The sequence below is a fragment of the Acidobacteriota bacterium genome, from assembly GCA_004299485.1.
Classification (GTDB): Bacteria; Acidobacteriota; Terriglobia; order Terriglobales; family SCQP01; genus SCQP01.
The window spans coordinates 222971-239853 of the sequence record SCQP01000001.1 but is presented as its reverse complement, the minus strand read 5'-3'; the positions used below and the strand labels follow the sequence as shown (position 1 = coordinate 239853).

Genomic DNA, 16883 nt, shown 5'->3' with positions numbered 1-16883 from the left:
CGGGGACGTGACCCCGATCACCTGCGCTACTGCTGGCTGCTGGTCGAACGAATGAACGCCGCGGTGTTGTCGTGCAGCTCCTTCAGTGAGGGCACGTTCACGTAGATCATGTGGCCGGAGTAGTAATACTTGAACTGGATGTGCGACTCCAGGGCCTTGGGCAGACTCAGATGCCGCACCGAGTACACCATGCCGCCATAGGGCAGATTCAGGTCGAAATAGCCGGCATCCACCTCGACGCGCAGCAGCGGGTTGTACTTCATGGCGCTCGCCAGATCGGCGCCCGGATCGACCCGCCGCTGGAAGCGGCCGCCGCGTCCACCGGCGCTGTGCGACCAGTTGGTGATGATGTTGTAGGCTTCGGGACGATAGGTCTCGCCGCGCCCGTAATGCAGCGTGTTATGGGCGTACATGGTGAAACCGGCCACATACGCCGCGCTGATGCCTGCCGACTGCGGGTCATACTGCGCGTTCAGGCTCAGGGGGTTCATGGAGGGGCCGGCGAAGCGGCCATCGAGATCGCCCACGGTCTGATCCTCGCTGCCCAGCAGATCATGGCGGAACTCGCCCTCGCTAATGCGCAGGTTCGCCTTCTTGATGAAGTCCGTGCTCAGGCCGGTGTAGTTGTGCAACTGCTCCGCCACCGTGTTGCATTGCGCCGCGCTCAGGCTGTTGCCCGCTACCAGCGCCTGCGCGTAGGTCGTCCAGGTCCACTGCTCCACCTGCTTGAGGAAGGGCGGCAGTTGCGCAGGCTGGTTGGGCAGTTTGTGGTGATACCAGGCGACCGCAGCTTCCGTAGGCAGGTCGTTGGCGTACTCGATATCGGAGCCGAAGGTGCCTTCGCCGGTGTAGGCCGATTGCAACACCACACCGTTCGGATCAATGTCGTACTGCTGCTCCAGCATGTTCGCCAACACTTCCGAGCGCACCGTGCCATAGCTTTCGCCGTATAGGTACTTGGGCGAATTCCAGCGATTATTCTTGCTCAGGTACTTCATGATGAACTGCGCGAACGCCCCGGCGTCCTGGTTGACGCCGTAAAACATCTCGGGCGTGCCGGCGCCGCCCTCATCCTTGCGGATGATGCGGCTGTAGCCGGTGCTCATGGCATCCACAAAAACCAGGTCGGAGGCGTCGAGCAGGCTGTACTCGTTGCTCACCAGCTTGTAGGGCGCCGGCGGCGTGTGGGTGTGATCGGCGGTGACGATGCGCACCGGGGCGAATGAACCCATGTGCAGCCAGATGGTCGACGAGCCCGGCCCGCCGTTGTACAGAAACATCACCGGCCGCTGGCCTTCGTCCTTGACGCCGTCTTTGGTATAGGCCACGTAAAAAATGCTGCCGGTGGGCTTTTCCGAACGGTTCGTCAGGATGATGGTGCCCGCGGTCGCGGTGTAGTCGATGCGCTGGCCTTCGACGGTGACGCTGCCCTGGGTGATCGATTGCGTGGCTTTGGGCGGCGTGGGATGGGTTTGCGCCGCAGCCAATCCGCACAGCGCCACGGTACAGAACAACGCGATGTAATGTTTCATGAATGTTCCTTAGATACGTAGAGTATAGAGATTCCGCGCGGGAGTCTCAATGAATCAGTGGTTGTTGCGGCGGTCATGTACAGCCGCGCAGTACCTCTAATTCACATGGTCGAACTCGGGCATGGCGGGGAAGAACTGGCCCTTGCGCCAGGCCGCCGCGCCCGGGCGCGTGTAGACGATCGCGCCGCCGATGATGGTGTAGAGCACGCGCGTGCGGAGGATGTCCGCGGCGGGAATGGTCAGCAGGTCGCCGGAGAACACGTCCATGTCGGCCAGCTTGCCGGGGGCGAGCGAGCCGACCTCGTTCTCCTCGATGATGGCGTAAGCGTTGTTCCAGGTGTAGTCGCGTAGTTCCTGCATCCGCGTCTTCTTCTGCGCCGGGAAGAAGTACGTGCCATTGCCCTCGCGCCGGGTCACGCCGCAAAAGAAGTTGGGAATCGGGTTGGTGTCTTCGACCGGCGTGTCGGTGCCATCGAGCACAATCGCACCGGTGGAGGTGAGCGAATGCCACACGTAAGCGCCTTCGCGTGCGCGCGTTTCGCCGAGGCGGGTGACGACAAAGGGCGCATCCGAGCAGGCGTGGATGGACTGCATCGAGGCGATCACGCCCAGTTTGCCGAAGCGCGCAATGTCGCTCGGCTGTAAGTGCTGCGCGTGCTCGATGCGCCAGCGCAGCGCGTGCGCCGCCGGGTCGGCAGTGAAGATTTGCTGAAACAGGTTCAGCGTTTCGCGGTTGGCGCGGTCGCCGATGGCATGGACCGAAACCTGAAAGCCATCCCTGGCGGCGATTTCCGCCATCTGGCGAATGGTGCTCATGGCGACTACATTTTTGCCGGTGATGCTGGGTGCATCCGAATACGGCTGGAGAAACCAGGCGCTGCGCGTGCCCAGCGCGCCATCGCTGGTGATTTCGCCGATGCCGTGCACGGTGAAATGATTGTTGGCGTAGCCGATGATCTTGTACTGCGGCAGGCGCGCCTCGAGCGCCGAGACCGGCTCGCCGTTAATGTTTACGTACAGCCGCAGGGGTAGCCCTTTTGCGGCTTCCTGTTTGAGCCAGTCCACCGTCTGGAAGCTTTCGCCCATATCCACGAAGGTGGTGATGCCCTTGCTGATTTCGTTCTCGACCGCCAGGTGCAGCGCGCGCTCGCGCTGAGCCGCCAGTGCCGAAGCGGGCAGTGTTTGCAGATAGCGGTTGTAGGCGCGGCGGACCAGCCCCGCAGCGGTGTCGCGGAGCATGCCGATGGCGATGCCGGAGGCATCGCGCACAATCGTCCCGCCGGGCGGGTTGGGCGTGGCGCGCCTGATGGCTGCCAGCTTGAGCGCCGCGCCGTTCACGAAAATGGCGTGGCCGCTGGCATGCTCCAGCATCACGGGATTATTGGGTGAAACCGCATCGAGCGAAGCGCGGAGGGGCAGGCCATCGACATTGGGTTGCGGCACGCGGTTCCATTTGCTCTGCTGCCAGCCCGCTCCGATGATCCATTGCCCTGGCCTGGCCTTGGCAGCCGCTGCCTTGACCATGGCGACAATCGCGTCCCAGTTCGGCGCCTTGCCCACGTTCAGCTCCATCGTGTCCTGGCCCGTGTCCATCAGATGGCCGTGACCCTCGATGAAGCCCGGCGTAACAAAGGCGCCGTGCAGGTCGAGCACTTTGGTTCCGGCGCCGATGTAATGGGCGATGGCCGCATTGCTGCCCAGGGCTTCAATCCTGCCATCGCGCACGGCCAGCGCTTCGACTTCCGGCTGCAGCGGATTCAGCGTTTCAATGGTGCCGTTCCGCAACACCAGAGTCGCCGGTGGCATCGGCGGCGGGAAACCGGGAATTTGGGCAGCAGCGGCAGCGGTAAAAAGCAGAACGAGAGCGCAGGAAAAAACTCGCATGGCAGCATGGTACACTCGCCGCATGCGAGAGTGGAAGCTGCACCTCGTCATCGTGGCCGCGCTGGCGCTCGGCATTGGCGCCAATCTTGCGATTTTTAGCGGCCTCGACGCGGTGCTGCTGCGCTCGCTGCCCGTCGGCCAGCCATGGCAAATTTACTTCGCCCGCAACGGCCTGCCTTCCCAGCCGGATACGGAGTTTTCCTCCGCCGTCGTGCGGCAGATGCGAGCTGCCGTACCCACCGCACAATTGGCCTGCTTCACCGAGGGGTACGAAATGTTCACTCCTCGCCCGGGTGCGCCGCCGCAGATGGTCGCGACGCAATTAGTCAGCCCGAACTACTTCACCCTGCTCGGCGTTCGGGCCACGCGCGGCCGCGTGCTTGATTCCGGCGATGCGGCAGCGCTCGCTGCTGTGCTGGGCTACGCGTATTGGCTTCAGCACTACGATGGCCGTCCGGTTGTCGGCAAGACGATTACCCTGAATGGCGTGGCGCTCGACATCATCGGCATAGCGCCGCCTGGATTCTACGGCTTGAGCAAGGCCCGGCCAGCCGACGCCTGGGTTCCCATGGGCTTGCAGCAGCGGCTGCATTACGCTGGCAGCGCCTATATGGATAGCGGCCGCGGCGCCGTCGATCCTACGAAGCCCTGGGACACACAATCTGGCATTCACTGGCTGAATGTCGTGGCGCGGATTCCGGGTGCGGCGACCGCCCCCGGCATTGCAGCCGCAGCCACGGCGGCAGAGCGGAATGTCGAGGCGCCGTATGCGGCGCAGGGGCCGAAAAGCCGTGATGCCGTTTGGTTTGTTCGCGGCAGCACCGGCCTGGCCTACCTGAGTAAAGAAATCGCCGCACCGCTCGAGTTGCTGCTGGGGATGGCCGGACTCGTCCTGTTGATCGCCTGCGCCGACGTTGCCCTGCTTCTGCTGGCGCGAGGGATGTCGCGCCGGCGCGAATGGGCGGTTCGCCTGGCGCTCGGCGCAGGGCAGGGAAGACTGCTGCGGAACGCCCTCGCCAGCTCGCTGGCGCTGGCTGCGCTCGGCGCCGGACTGGGCCTAGCGCTGGCCTTCTGGGGTCGCTCGGCGCTGATGGCACTGCTGGGCGTGCGGCTGCCGGCTGGAACGGTCGCGCTCGATGCGCGCGTGCTGAGCTTCAGCGTTGCCACCGCAGTCATCACGGGCCTGCTATTCGGGCTGGCCCCAGCCTGGCTCGCCGCCCGCGTCAACGTCAATGAGGCCCTCAAGAGCGAAGGCGGCGGCCAGCAATCCGCGCGAGCCCGAGGCTGGTCCTGGCTGATCGGAGCCCAGGTCGCGCTCTCGCTGGTGCTGCTGCTGGCGGCATCCTTACTGGCGTTGAGTCTGGTGCGCCTGCTCCGCCTGCGCCCAGGGTTTGCCACGGCTTCAGTGATCAGCGCCACCATCGCGCCACGCTCCGCTGGTTACACGCCGGCCACGTTTCCCGGGCTCGAGCACAGGCTGCTGTTGGCGCGGCTCAACGCCGAGCCCGGGGTTGCGAGTGCCACCATCGCCAGTATCGGCGTGCTGGCCGGCAACAGCTACGGGAGTACGTTGTCGGTCGAGCCCAATGGCGTCCGCCATGTTCACACGGAGGAAGATTCTGTTTCGCCGGGCTTTTTCAGCACCCTTGGCATCCCGCTGCTGCGCGGCCGCCGTTTTCGTGCCGGCGATGATGCGCATGCGCCGCAGGTCGTCATTGTGAACGAGGTGTTTGTGCGCCGCTACCTCACCGATTGCCAGCCGCTGGGGGCGGTGATCAACGATTTCCGCGATGCGACGGTTGTGGGCGTGGTTGCTGATGCGCGCGTCCACGGGGCGGATCAGCCCGTACCGCCTATGGTCTATCACCCGCAGGCGCAAGACCCCGAGTCGTCACATTTCCTTGCGGTGCGCTTCCGCGGCGACGCCAGCGCCGGTATCGCGGAAATCCGCTCGGCTCTCGCGCAGATCGCCCCGACGATGCCGGTCATCTCGCTGCACACGCTGCAGGATCGTCTGCGCGCAGGTCTGGGCGGCGAGCGCGCGCTGGCCGATCTGAGTGGCGCCTTCGCCCTTTTGGCACTGCTGCTCGCGGCGCTTGGTATTTATGGCGTCATGAGCTACGCGGTGGCGCGGCGGGAGCAGGAGGTGGGCATTCGCATGGCCCTCGGCGCCCGTCCGAGGGAAATCCTGCTCTTGGTTCTGCAGTCGGCCCTGACCATAGTGGGCTTCGGTCTCGCTGCCGGCCTGGCAATGGCCTTGCCGCTGGCGCACCTGCTCCGCCACGGTCTGCACGGCCTGTCACCCCTCGATCCTGCGGCTATAGCGCTGTCGCTGGGCGTGCTTCTGCTGGTTGCGGTTGCGGCGGCTGCATTGCCCGCACTCCGTGCCTCGCGCGTCGTCCCCTGGTCCGCCCTGCGAAGGGAGTAACCCGAATGCGCCATCTCCACGCCCAATTCGTAACGCCGCTCGCGGTCGCGCTTGCTGCTTGCATCCTGACGGGCTGCGGCGGTGTCCCGAACACTTCCCTGCGAGAGAACCAGTGCGGCGGTTGCAACTTTTTCTACGCCACGAGCGTTTCCGGCTCGATCCTGGAAGAGAATTTCTCTGCCGGCCAACAGGCCTGGACCGCGCCGGTTCTCACGCTGGGGCCGGCGAATAGCCGCGGCATTGCGGCCGTCTGGCAGATTGGGCAGGCGGCGGACCTGTATGTATCCGATCCGGAGAACAACGCCATCCGCGTGTACCGCATCAGCCATGCCGACGGCAGCCTTTCGCCTTCGGGGCTGGGGCCGTACGCGCTCAGTGGCACAGGCGAGCCGCAGCAGATCCTGGTGGCGAACGGTGATCTTTTCGTCGCCAGCACCGCCGGCGAAGTTTTCGGCTTCAAGGTGCAAGCCGATGGCTCCCTGACGCCTTTGCCCGGCTCGCCGTTTGCGTCCGGCGCTGGAACTACACATCTGTGCGCGTCGGGAGGGACCACGTTAACGTTCTACCTTTATGCCAGCAACAGTTCTGATCCCAACGGCAGCATTTCTGCCTTTGCGGTGCACACGGATGGAACCGTGACGCCGGTGCCCGGCTCGCCCTTCGCTACCGTGGCGGACGGGCAGCCCGAGGGGCTTTTTAGCACCGGCGGGCGAGTGTACGCGGCCTTGAGCCACGCGGGCGAGGTCGCAGCGTTCTCCATCGCCAGCGACGGCAGCTTACAGCCCATCGCGGGCTCACCCTACCCGGCCGAAGCGGGCGCGTCATCATTGACGCAAGTGGGCCAGTATCTTTACAGCGAAAACACCGGCAACATGTCCGGATACAGTATCGATTCCTCCAGCGGCGCGCTCACGGCGCTGACAGCGTCGCCATTCGCGGCAGCGAACGCCACCGGGGAAATGAACTGGATTGGCAATTGGGTGCTTGTGCCAGAAAGTTCGCCTGGCGGATTTCTGGCGTTCCTGTGGAGCAGTAAGGGCAATCTCTCGCCCGCGCCGGGCTCGCCATTTCCGGCAGGTGCGACCCCGCTGGTGGCGTTCAACCTACAGGTCGAGGGAGTCATTTAACAGCTTCAGGCTTCTTCTTCTTCTTCGCTGCCGCGCAGGGAGTGCTCGCCGCCGCGGTGAGCCGCGTTCATGGCGGCGAGAATATCCGTCTGGGAGACGATGCCGTCCAGATGGCCCTGATCGTTGACCACCAGCAGCAGGTGCTCACGGCGCTTCACGACCAGCCGGCGCAGCGCGTCCTGGAGGTTGGCGTCGGGCGCAATCGAGGCCCATTCGCGGTCCATTAGGTCGCTCACGCGCACGTGATCCCACTGCTCCGGCGGCACATGCGTGAGCGCCGGGACGGCTATCGTGCCCAACACCTTGCCATGGTCGAGCACTGGATAGGACGCGTAGTTGGTGGCGCCGGTGGCAGCTTCGGCAAAGCGCCGCAGGGTCCAGCTTGCCTCAGCGGTCGCGATGTGGCGCTGCATGGCGTCCTGCACATGAATCTGGGTCAATTCTTCCACCGTGACGCCTTCGTGCAGCCGCTGATCGCCTGATGCCGACGCCTGCCCCGACACCGCGTACGCCACTGCTGCGCCAATCAGCACGGGCACGATAAAGGAGTGCCCGCCCGTGGCTTCGGCGACGAACACGACAGCCGTCAGCGGGGTCTTGTAGCCGGCGGCAATGAACGAGGCCATGCCCACCGCGGCGAATAGATTCAGCGAGCTGGAATGGACCACGCTTTGCGCGAACGCGGTGCCAAAGGAGCTGCCCGAAAGGAACAGCGGCACGAACATGGCGCTGACGCCGCCGGAACCCAGCGAAAACAGTGTCGCCAGGAGTTTGAGGAAGCCGAACGCCACCAGCTCGAGCGAACTGTGTACATGCAGGAGAATGATGCCGACCGCCTCGTAGTTCGGGCCCAGCGGCACCAAGTGTCCGGGAAACATCTGCAGGAAGATCAGGCCGCAGGCTGCCGTGCCCAGTCCGCCGAGCAACATCTTGAACCAGTGCGGCGCTTTCCAGTGCACCATGAACTCGCGGAAGCGCCGGAAGGTGATCGTGAAGGGCATGGAGATGAGGCCGCAGATGCCGCCCAGCAGCGCCGACCAGAGCAGGTCGCGGCTCGTCCAGGTGGCGGTTCCGGCTCCGCCGAAATTGAATAACGGCTGCGCGCCCATGAAGAGAGCCAGCGTGGCAAACGCCACCACCGAAGCGATCAGCGCCGGCATCAGGGCCTCATGCGCCAGGTCGTCCTTATAGGGCATTTCCAGCGCGAAGATGACGCCCGTGAAGGGCGCGCGGAATACCGCCGACATGCCCGCCGCGGCGCCGCTGATGAGCAGGATACGGCGGTCGCGCGGTTCCAGCTTGACCCCCATTTTGCGCAGCCGCGCCCACATCCACGAGCCGAGCGCGCCGCCGCCATAAATGCTCGGCCCCTCGAGGGCCGCGCTACCCCCCATGCCCACGGTGGCCACGGCAGCCAGCAGCTTGGGGACGAACGGCTTCATCTTGATTTCCGAGCGGCGCTCGAAAAAGGCGCGAATGATCTCCTCCGTCGAGTGATCGTTCGGGTCGGGCGTCAGATATTGCATCAGCAGCCCGGCAATCAAAAAACCGGTGGCCAGGCCGGGGACGATCCAGATCGGGTGGGCCAGATACAAGGCCAGGACCGGCGGCCATAACCATTCCAGGATGGTCTTGGCGATGAGGGTGATCAGCAGGCCGGTAATTACGCCCAGAATCGGCGCATACAAGATCCATTTGTGCAGGTCGCGGGAATAGGTGGCCCGCATGTCCGCGCCCACCAGGGAGCGGTAGCGGCGGATCAGCGGTCGATCCCAGAGGTGACGGGTATGGCTTCCTTGCGCGGGCGCTTGCAATTCGGTACTCAGAGGACTCGCTCTCCTGTTCGGCGGGCAACACTTTCCCTCAGGGCACACATACACCGCTTCGGCCCTACCGGAGAAACAATCCGCCGTGATAGGAAATTATGCCATGAAATCCACCCGGCCGCAGGGGTCCGAACGGCGCCCTGGTTCGAGGCGGGGTTGTCGCTCTGGGTTCACCTACTGGCCGCTTCCGGCGTCGCAACTGGGCAGGGTAAGCGGCGGCGCGTGATGCGCGGCATTCCAGGTTTTTACCGCGCGCTGCCCGGCTTCGCGCCTCCGTCGTGCTCTACCTTGTTACTCGACCTGATAGCCTGCGTAAACCGGATCCCAGAGCAGATCCGCGATGGCGGCGTCGATGCCCGCTTCCGAGAGCGTTGACAGTCCTTCGCGGATCGCCTGCCGTGCGACGGCGGCGGCGATTACCCGGCTCAGCGTGCGCGATTGGGTCAGCGGCGGCAGGAGGCTCTCGCCGTGGCTCTGCGCCGCCAGCGTGGTTGCCGCAGCCATAATCATGCCGTCGGAGACATGCCGCCCGCGAGCTGCCAGCGTGCCCAGCGCGAGGCCAGGGAAGATATACGAGTTGTTGGCTTGGTCGATGGCAATACTACGTCCACCGTACGGCACCGGCGCGAAGGGGCTGCCGGTAGCGACGATCGCCTGGCCATCCGTCCAGTGCAGCAGGTCCTCGGGGGTGGCTTCGCAGCGCGAGGTCGGGTTTGACAGCGGAAAAATGATGGGCCGTGCGGTGTTCTGTGCGAGCGCGCGGATGGCGCCTTCGGTGAACACGCCGGCCTGCGCGGCCACGCCAATCAAAGCGGTTATTCGGGCATTGCGGATGACGTCTTCAAGGCCAATCTGGCCTTGAGTCTGCATGCGCCAGCCCTCCACATCGCTGCGCGGGAGCACGAAGGCCATCTGGTCAGAATGAATGCCCTCGGCGCCTTCGACCAGCAAGCCAGGCCGCCCGATCGGATAAATGCGCGCCCGAGCTTCGGCCTGAGTCAGTCCCTCGCCCATCAGCGCCTTGACCAGCAAGTCGGCGATACCCATACCCGCCGAGCCAAAACCAAAAATGGCAATCCGCTGATCGCAGATTTGTCCGCCCGTTTTTTTGACCCCAGCCAGCAGCGTGGCCAGCGCCGCTGCTGCCGTACCCTGGATGTCGTCATTAAAGGTACACAAGCGATTGCGGTAGCGGTGCAGCAGCCGCGTGGCGTTCGTGCCGGCAAAGTCCTCCCATTGCAGCAAGACGTGTGGCCAGCGCCGCTCGACCGCCGTGACGAACATTTCAATAAAATCGTCATACTCCTGGCCACGGATACGGCGGTGGCGCCAGCCGATATAGAGCGGGTCGGCGAGGCAGGCCTCGCTATCGGTGCCGACGTCGAGCAGAACCGGCAGGCAGCGGACGGGATGAATGCCGCCCAGCGCCGTGTAGAGCGCCATTTTGCCGATGGGGATGCCCATGCCGCCGGCCCCCTGGTCGCCCAGCCCCAAAATGCGCTCGCCGTCGCTCACCACGATGCACTGCACCCGGTCGTAATGCTTGCGGCCGAGGATCGCCTCCATGCGCTGCCGGTTGGGATAGCTCAGAAAAAGGCCGCGCGGCCGGCGCCAGATTTCGCTGAAGCGGCGGCAGCCTTCGCCCACCGTCGGCGTATAGACAATGGGCAGCATTTCCTCGATGGAGTGCATGAGAAAGGCATAAAACAGCGTTTCATTGACGTCCTGCAGCTCGCGCATGAAGGTGTACTTCGCAAACGCCGTCGGCAGCCGATCGAAAACCTGCCGCCGCCGGGCAATCTGTTCCTCCAGCGTGCCCACATGCGGCGGCAGCAGGCCATGCAGATCAAACCGGTCGCGCTCCTCTTCGCTGAACGCCGTACCCTTGTTCAGCCGCGGATCATTAAGCAGTGCAAACCCAGATAGATGCGTCCGAATCACCGCTTCTGTCATCCCCTCTCCCACTTCTCCCCTCACTTCTCTCCTCACTTCTCTTCTCACTTCTCTTCTCACTTCCAGAATGCCGCATCCGCCAGCCCCTGAGCTACCGATGATTGCGGCATTTTCGTCGGCAAAATGGCATTATGAACGTCATACTCGCGCCTGCTATTGGACCACCGGAAAGGCTTTGTGGTTAATGCGCACCTGGTTGCTTTCGGCGATGGCGTTCAATTCGGCAGCGTCCTGCTTCGGCCAGAGATCGATGGCCACCAGACCCAGCAGTAGACCGTAAAAAACGGTATTGGGACCAGCGCTGCAGCATGCGGCGGCGCAGAATGAGTTCCACGTCGTCCAGGACGGCAGCAGCGCCTGCTCGACAGTGAGCGGCAGTTGCCGGCGGTGCTCTGGATCGTGCTGCTGCTACAAACTTTTCATTAAGGCCCGCGCGCCGGCGTATGAGGAGGGAAGTGGTAGGCACGAGCGGACTCGAACCGCTGACCTCTACCGTGTCAAGGTAGCGCTCTAACCAACTGAGCTACGCGCCTACGCCGATGCCCTAGTTTATCATTCGGGACGCGTTCGCCGACGCAGCCATGGTGCGGGCCATCGCGGACGATTGCAGCCATGGTAGCTGCAGTGGTAAATTGGCACTGTGAATACCACTATAGCTATGGATGGCGCCGGCCGCATTGTGCTGCCCAAGCGTGTGCGCGAGGCGTTGTCTTTAGGTCCGGGAGACACGCTGGAGATTGCCGTGCATGAGGAGGAAATCACACTCCGTCCTCGTCGCAATAGCCCGCCGCTGCGGAAGAAGCAGGGCATTTGGGTGTTCGGCGGCCACGCTCGTTTCGGCGAGGGTGAAACCGAGGAGCTGCAACGCAAGCTGCGCGAGGAGCGCGACCGCCACGTCTCCGGGGTGGACGGGTGAGAGAATTTCTCGACACCTCGGTCATGATTGCGGCGTTCTATCCCGACCATCCCCACCATACGCCGAGTTTTGGCCTCCTGCGGCGGTCCCGAGTGTCCCAGTCCGCTTGTGCCTTACACAGTCTGGCCGAAGTTTATTGCAACCTGACGCGGATGCCTGCACCGGCGAGAGTCGGACCAGATCAGGCGCTACTGTACATCGCCAGCCTGCGCGAGAGGCTGACGCAAATCGCACTGGTAGACACCGACTACGCACAGGTGCTGGAAAGCGCCGCGGCCGCAGGTCTCGCGGGTGCTGCGGTCTACGACGCCCTGCTGGCGCAGTGCGCACTGAAGTTCCGTGCCGACGTCGTGTATACCTGGAACCTGCGTGACTTCTTGCGCCTTGGTCCCGAGATCGCCGCTCGAGTACGAACGCCGGCCTAGAAAGGGTGAAAAACACGAGCAGCCTCGACAGTCCGGCCTGGATGCGGCGCCAGCTACTGCGCTGGTACGGGCGCCATCGGCGCTCACTGCCCTGGCGGGCGGAGCCAGGCGAGCGGGCGGAGGGCTACCGCGTCTGGGTTTCCGAGATCATGTTGCAGCAGACGCGCGTCGCTACGGTGATTCCCTACTATCGGCGCTTCCTGGAACGATTTCCTGATCCCGCGGCACTGGCGCGGGCGCCGGAAGCCGAAGTACTGGCGGCTTGGAGCGGGCTGGGCTATTACCGGCGGGCGCGGCAGTTGCAGGCGGCGGCGACGATCATCGTCGAGCGGTATGGTGGGCAATTTCCTCTGGATGCGGCTGCGGCGCGGGCACTGCCGGGCATCGGCGAGTACACTGCCGGCGCCATCCTGAGCATTGCGGGTGGTCTCCGTCTGGCGGCGGTGGACGGCAACGGTCTGCGCATTGCCTGCCGGCTTACGCGGCGCGCATTGACGCTTGCGCAGGCGCGCGCACTCTGGGCACAGTGGCTAGCGCCGCGGCGTGCCGGCGAGTTCAATCAAGCGGTCATGGATCTGGGCGCAACCGTCTGTACGCCCCGGGGCCCGCGCTGCGAGGCCTGCCCGCTGCGACGGGTCTGCCGCAGCCGCGACCACGTGCCCGCCGTGAGGCCGCGACCGGCGGCGCGCGCCGTCACCGCCGACTACGGCTGGCTGCTAGGCGGCGGCAAGGCGTGGCTTTGCCAGCGTTCCCCGGCCGCGCGCCAAATGTCGGGCCTGTGGGAGCTGCCCACCGCAACGCCGTCCGAGGGCGCAACACCCCTGCTCATCCTCCGCCATACCATCACCAACTCCCGCATTACGGCCCGCGTCTTTCGCGTGCGCGCTCCGGCTGGCGCTGGCCGCTGGTGGTCGCGCGAGCAGGCGTTCCAGGCGCCGCTTACCGGTCTGGCGCGGAAGATGCTGCTGCGGCTTTGGCCTTCACCGCTAGCTCTTTCGCTACCGGCAGGAAAACCTGCAGCTTCGTTCCCCGGCCGGGCTCGCTCTCAACCGTGACGCCGCCATTTGCCTGCCGCACCGCGCTCATGACCATCGCCAGGCCCAGCCCGGTGCCCTGACTCGGCGGTTTGGTCGTGAAAAAAGGCTCGAACATCTGGGTTCTGGTGGCCTCGTCCATGCCAATTCCGCTGTCGGTGACCTCGAGTAGAACGCAGGCGCAGGGTTGCAGGGCTTGCGCGCGCAGCGCCGCCGGAGACGACGCCACCGCGCAGGTGCGGATGCTCAGCCGGCCGCCTTGCGGCATCGCATCGCAGGCGTTGACCACGAGATTCATCAGCGCCTGCTCGATTTCATGGAAATCAGCGATCACGGGCGGCAAGTCGGGCGCCAGGGTCATCTCCAGTTCGACTTGATTGCCCGTCGTGCTGCGGACCAGCGGCTCGGCCGACGCCACCACCTGATTCAGATCCAGCACCGTCGGATTGGCAGGGTCGGTGCGGCTGAAGGCGAGCAACTGGCGCGTCAGCATGGCGGCGCTGGCGGCGGCCTGTTTGATGCCATGCAGGCGCTTGCTCCGGACCGGATCCGGCGGATCTTTCAGCAGAAGCTGCGTGTAGCCGCTGATCACGGTCAGCAGATTGTTGAAATCGTGCGCGGTGCCGGCGGCGATGCGGCCGACCGCCTCCATCTTTTGCGCATGCCGGTATTGCTCTTCCAGCCGGAGCCGCTCGGTGATGTCGCGCAACATGACCACCGCAAACTGCAGCTGCCCATTTTCGTAAACCGGGTTGACACGGGCTTCGGCGTAAAAACTGGTGCCGTCAGCACGCCAGAGCATCTCCTGAGATTGAACCACTCCAGCGCCTGCGCGCAGGCTCTGGAGACCACGGCATTCGGACTCCGGAAAAGGGGTGCCGTCCGCGCGGGTATGATGCACGACCGCATGCATTTGCTTGCCGACATACGCCTGCGGGCTTTCGTAGCCAAAGATATGCGCCGCGGCCGGATTCGACCACAGACAACGCCCCTCGGGATCGAGCACATAAATCCCTTCGCTCGTAGCGTCGAGCACTTTCGTGGCCTGGAATTCGGAGATGCCAAGCCAAACTTCCGGCTGTGGGCGCTTTGGGGGAAGCCTTGCCAACGGCTCAAGTGTGGCAAGAATCAGTCACTCTGGTCAATGGCTTAACGGGCACGGGCGGGCAGACGATCCCGGCCGTCGAGCCGGTGCAGCAGCCGCAGCAGGGAAGCGCCCGAGCTGCGCAACCCCATGCCTTCAACCACGCGGTGCAGCCGGATCACGCCCGTGGTGGTGATTACAAACGCCCCCGCACGTCCCGGGAGCACATCATAGCTGCGGGCCACGGCGCCGTCGCGGTCCGACAGGAACACGAAAGGGAAGCCGCGGCGGATCTGGAAAATGCGCAACTCCGGAAGCGGGTCACGGGTGACCACGACAACCTCGGTGGCCATCTCCACGAAGCTGTCATAGTGCCGCAGCAGGCTCCAGAGTTGCCAGCGTGGCCGCCAGCCGTAGGCACTCGGCATAAACAGCAGCACCACTGGCCCCAAACGATGAAATTCGCTTAGCCACCGCACGTGGGTGTCCGTGTCGGGTAGGCTAAATTCCAACGCCAACTCACCGACTATCGCTGACATGACCTCAGTCTATCCCTTCTCCTAAGCGGATGCGCTCGGAGAAGAAAAGGGAGCAGAGGACAGGGGCCAGGGGCCAGAAAAGGATCAGATCAGTGCTTGCTCGAGAGCTTCGGGAGTAGTGACCGGAAGCTGGCAAGTGTAATCCTCGCAAAGATATGCAGCCGCCCTGCCCGACGCCGGTGCGGCTGCAGGCATAATCCAGTAACCGGGCAGGAAGCGCCGGCGCGCGATGGCGAGAAGGGCATGGGTGTCGCTCGCGGCTGGATCACCGGCGATCATCAGCCGCCGCGGCGGTGCCGCGACTGCCTCAAGCTGGGCGCACAGCAACGGCAGCGCCTGCGGCATCGTGCGCAGCTTGTCGGCGAACGCCGTAATTACCGCTTCCGCCTTTTCCCGCCAGCCCTCGTTCTCATACCAAAGGCCTAGCCGCAGCAGGTTGGAGACCGCGACCGAGTTGGGCGAAGGTTCGGCGCCGTCATAATCCTCGCGCACGCGCAGCAGCAGCTCGGGATCGGGCTGCGAGGAATAATAGCCACCGCCGGGTGCGGCAAAGCGTTCTTCCTGTGCTTGCTGTAAGAGGTGCGCCCACTCCAGCCAGTGCGGCTCGAGGCTGGCCTGATGCAGGTCGAGCAGGCCCTGAATGAGATAGGCGTAGTCTTCGGCAAAACCATCAACTTCAGCCGTGCGGCGCAGCAGTTGCGCCGAGCGGTCCCAACGCGAGGCCTCGATGAACGTAGCGGCGCGCATGGCGGCCGCCCGGAAGCTGGGTTCATCGAGCGCCGCCGCAGTTTGCGCCAGGGCGGAAATCATCAGCCCGTTCCAGGCCGTCAAAATCTTGGTGTCGATCGGCGGCGCCGGGCGCTCACGACGCCGGGCGTACAAAAGCGCGCGCGCTTCGGTAAGTTTCGGGTCCTGGCTGGCGGCTTCATCGGCTAGGTAGAGAATATTGCGGCCACGGAACTCGCCTTGGGGATCAAGCGGCATGGCCACATTGCCGTCCGTTTTCACTCCATAGGCGCGGCAGAAAAGCGCGGCTGGCTCGGGCTGCAGCAGGCCGTTGATCTCCTCCTGTGTCCAGAGATAATAGGCGCCCTCGCCTTCGTGGCTCCCACTCAACTCACGGTGGTTTTCCGGAACCGGACTGTCGGCATCCTGGGCCGAATAGAAACCGCCCTCAGAGCTGGTCATTTCATGCAGCACAAAATCGCAGGTCGAGCTCGCAGCTTCAGCCAAATCGCTCGCGTGCGTGACCTGCCAGGCTTCAACAAACGAGGAGGCCAGTTGCGCCTGGTCGTAGAGCATTTTTTCAAAGTGCGGCACGCGCCAGGCGGCATCGACCGCGTAGCGGTGAAAGCCGCCGGCGAGCTGGTCATGGACTCCGCCGCGGACCATGGCGCGCAGGCTGGAGGTGACCATGGCGATGGCCTCGCCGGCTTCGGGCTCGCCTTGGTGGAGCTTGGCGTAGCGAAGCAGAAACGCATGCGCCACCGGCCGGGGAAATTTCGGGGCGCCGCCGAAGCCGCCGCTGGCGGGATCGTAGCTGGCCTTCAGCTCGGCAAAGAGTTTTGGCCACGAATCCTGGAGCATCACCGCCGCCGAAGTAGATGCTCCCGCAGCGGCGGCCGCCGGCGTGAGCGCCTGCTCTAAGTACGCGCTCACATCATTAGCAGCAGCGAGCAGACGTGGCCGGTCGTCACGCCAGGCCGCGGCAATGGTGCGCAGCAGCCGGCTAAAGGAGGGCAAGCCATGGCGGTCGCGCGGCGGGTAATAGGTGCCGCCATGAAATGGCTTCCGGTCGGGCGTCAAGAACACCGACATGGGCCAGCCGCCACCGCCGGTCGTTGCCTGTACGAAACTCATGTAGAGCCGGTCAATGTCGGGTCGCTCTTCCCGGTCTACCTTGATGGAGACGAAGTTGTCGTTCAGCAATTCCGCGCAGGCGGCTTCGGAAAACGACTCCCGCTCCATGACGTGGCACCAATGGCAGGTGTAGTAGCCGATGGAGAGAAAAATCGGCCGGTCCAGCTCCCGCGCGCGCGCAAACGCCGCCTCGCCCCAAGGATACCAATCCACGGGATTGGACGCATGCAGTTGCAGGTACGGGCTGGCGGCGGCAGCAAGACGATTGGGCACTA

General features: G+C 64.4%; 12 protein-coding genes and 1 tRNA gene. 5 read left to right on the top strand and 8 right to left on the bottom strand.

All coding sequences use genetic code 11. The features are described 5' to 3' along the window. Positions 1-26: 26 nt before the first annotated feature. Positions 27-1532 (bottom strand): peptidase S10, encoded by a 1506-nt coding sequence (locus tag EPN33_01080; GenBank protein TAN24386.1) that lies wholly within the window; start codon positions 1530-1532, stop codon positions 27-29. Between the two features lie 96 nt (positions 1533-1628). Then, entirely contained in the window at positions 1629-3440 is a 1812-nt protein-coding gene (locus EPN33_01075; GenBank protein TAN24385.1) for an amidohydrolase, read from the bottom strand. On the opposite strand from EPN33_01075, the gene EPN33_01070 reads away from it, so the two are divergent. Continuing rightward, positions 3301-5844, top strand: a complete 2544-nt coding sequence (locus EPN33_01070; GenBank protein ID TAN24384.1) for an FtsX-like permease family protein — start codon at positions 3301-3303, stop codon at positions 5842-5844. The two genes, EPN33_01075 and EPN33_01070, sit on opposite strands and share 140 nt — an antisense overlap. Positions 5845-5849: 5 nt before the next feature. Next, positions 5850-6971, top strand: coding sequence for a hypothetical protein (locus tag EPN33_01065; GenBank protein TAN24383.1), 1122 nt, complete (start codon positions 5850-5852; stop codon positions 6969-6971). Positions 6972-6976: 5 nt separating this feature from the next. Here the strand turns inward: EPN33_01065 and EPN33_01060 are convergent, their stop codons facing one another. The 3 genes from EPN33_01060 to EPN33_01050 all read right to left on the bottom strand — a co-directional run bounded on the left by EPN33_01060 (position 6977) and on the right by EPN33_01050 (position 11283). After that, positions 6977-8698 (bottom strand): chloride channel protein, encoded by a 1722-nt coding sequence (locus EPN33_01060; protein ID TAN24725.1) that lies wholly within the window; start codon positions 8696-8698, stop codon positions 6977-6979. 390 nt (positions 8699-9088) lie between these two features. Beyond that, positions 9089-10750, bottom strand: a complete 1662-nt coding sequence (locus EPN33_01055) for an NAD-dependent malic enzyme (GenBank protein ID TAN24382.1) — start codon at positions 10748-10750, stop codon at positions 9089-9091. Positions 10751-11206: 456 nt separating this feature from the next. Further along, positions 11207-11283, bottom strand: a tRNA-Val gene (locus EPN33_01050). Positions 11284-11390: 107 nt separating this feature from the next. Here EPN33_01050 and EPN33_01045 point away from each other — a divergent pair. The 3 genes from EPN33_01045 to EPN33_01035 are packed head-to-tail and all read left to right on the top strand — an operon-like array spanning position 11391 to position 13146. Next, positions 11391-11666, top strand: coding sequence for an AbrB/MazE/SpoVT family DNA-binding domain-containing protein (locus EPN33_01045; protein TAN24381.1), 276 nt, complete (start codon positions 11391-11393; stop codon positions 11664-11666). Beyond that, positions 11663-12091, top strand: a complete 429-nt coding sequence (locus tag EPN33_01040; protein ID TAN24380.1) for a PIN domain-containing protein — start codon at positions 11663-11665, stop codon at positions 12089-12091. Before EPN33_01045 ends, EPN33_01040 begins: the two co-directional genes overlap by 4 nt. 5 nt (positions 12092-12096) lie before the next feature. Continuing rightward, positions 12097-13146, top strand: coding sequence for an A/G-specific adenine glycosylase (locus EPN33_01035; protein TAN24379.1), 1050 nt, complete (start codon positions 12097-12099; stop codon positions 13144-13146). Here the strand turns inward: EPN33_01035 and EPN33_01030 are convergent. The 3 genes from EPN33_01030 to EPN33_01020 form a co-directional block, all read right to left on the bottom strand. Further along, the gene (locus EPN33_01030) at positions 13031-14233 is read right to left on the bottom strand and encodes a PAS domain-containing sensor histidine kinase (protein ID TAN24378.1); all 1203 of its coding nucleotides are present in this window, start codon (positions 14231-14233) and stop codon (positions 13031-13033) included. The genes EPN33_01035 and EPN33_01030 overlap by 116 nt on opposite strands. Before the next feature lie 41 nt (positions 14234-14274). Beyond that, the gene (locus EPN33_01025) at positions 14275-14748 is read right to left on the bottom strand and encodes a redoxin domain-containing protein (GenBank protein TAN24377.1); all 474 of its coding nucleotides are present in this window, start codon (positions 14746-14748) and stop codon (positions 14275-14277) included. 84 nt (positions 14749-14832) lie between these two features. After that, positions 14833-16881, bottom strand: a complete 2049-nt coding sequence (locus EPN33_01020) for a thioredoxin domain-containing protein (protein TAN24376.1) — start codon at positions 16879-16881, stop codon at positions 14833-14835. Positions 16882-16883 lie beyond the last annotated feature (2 nt).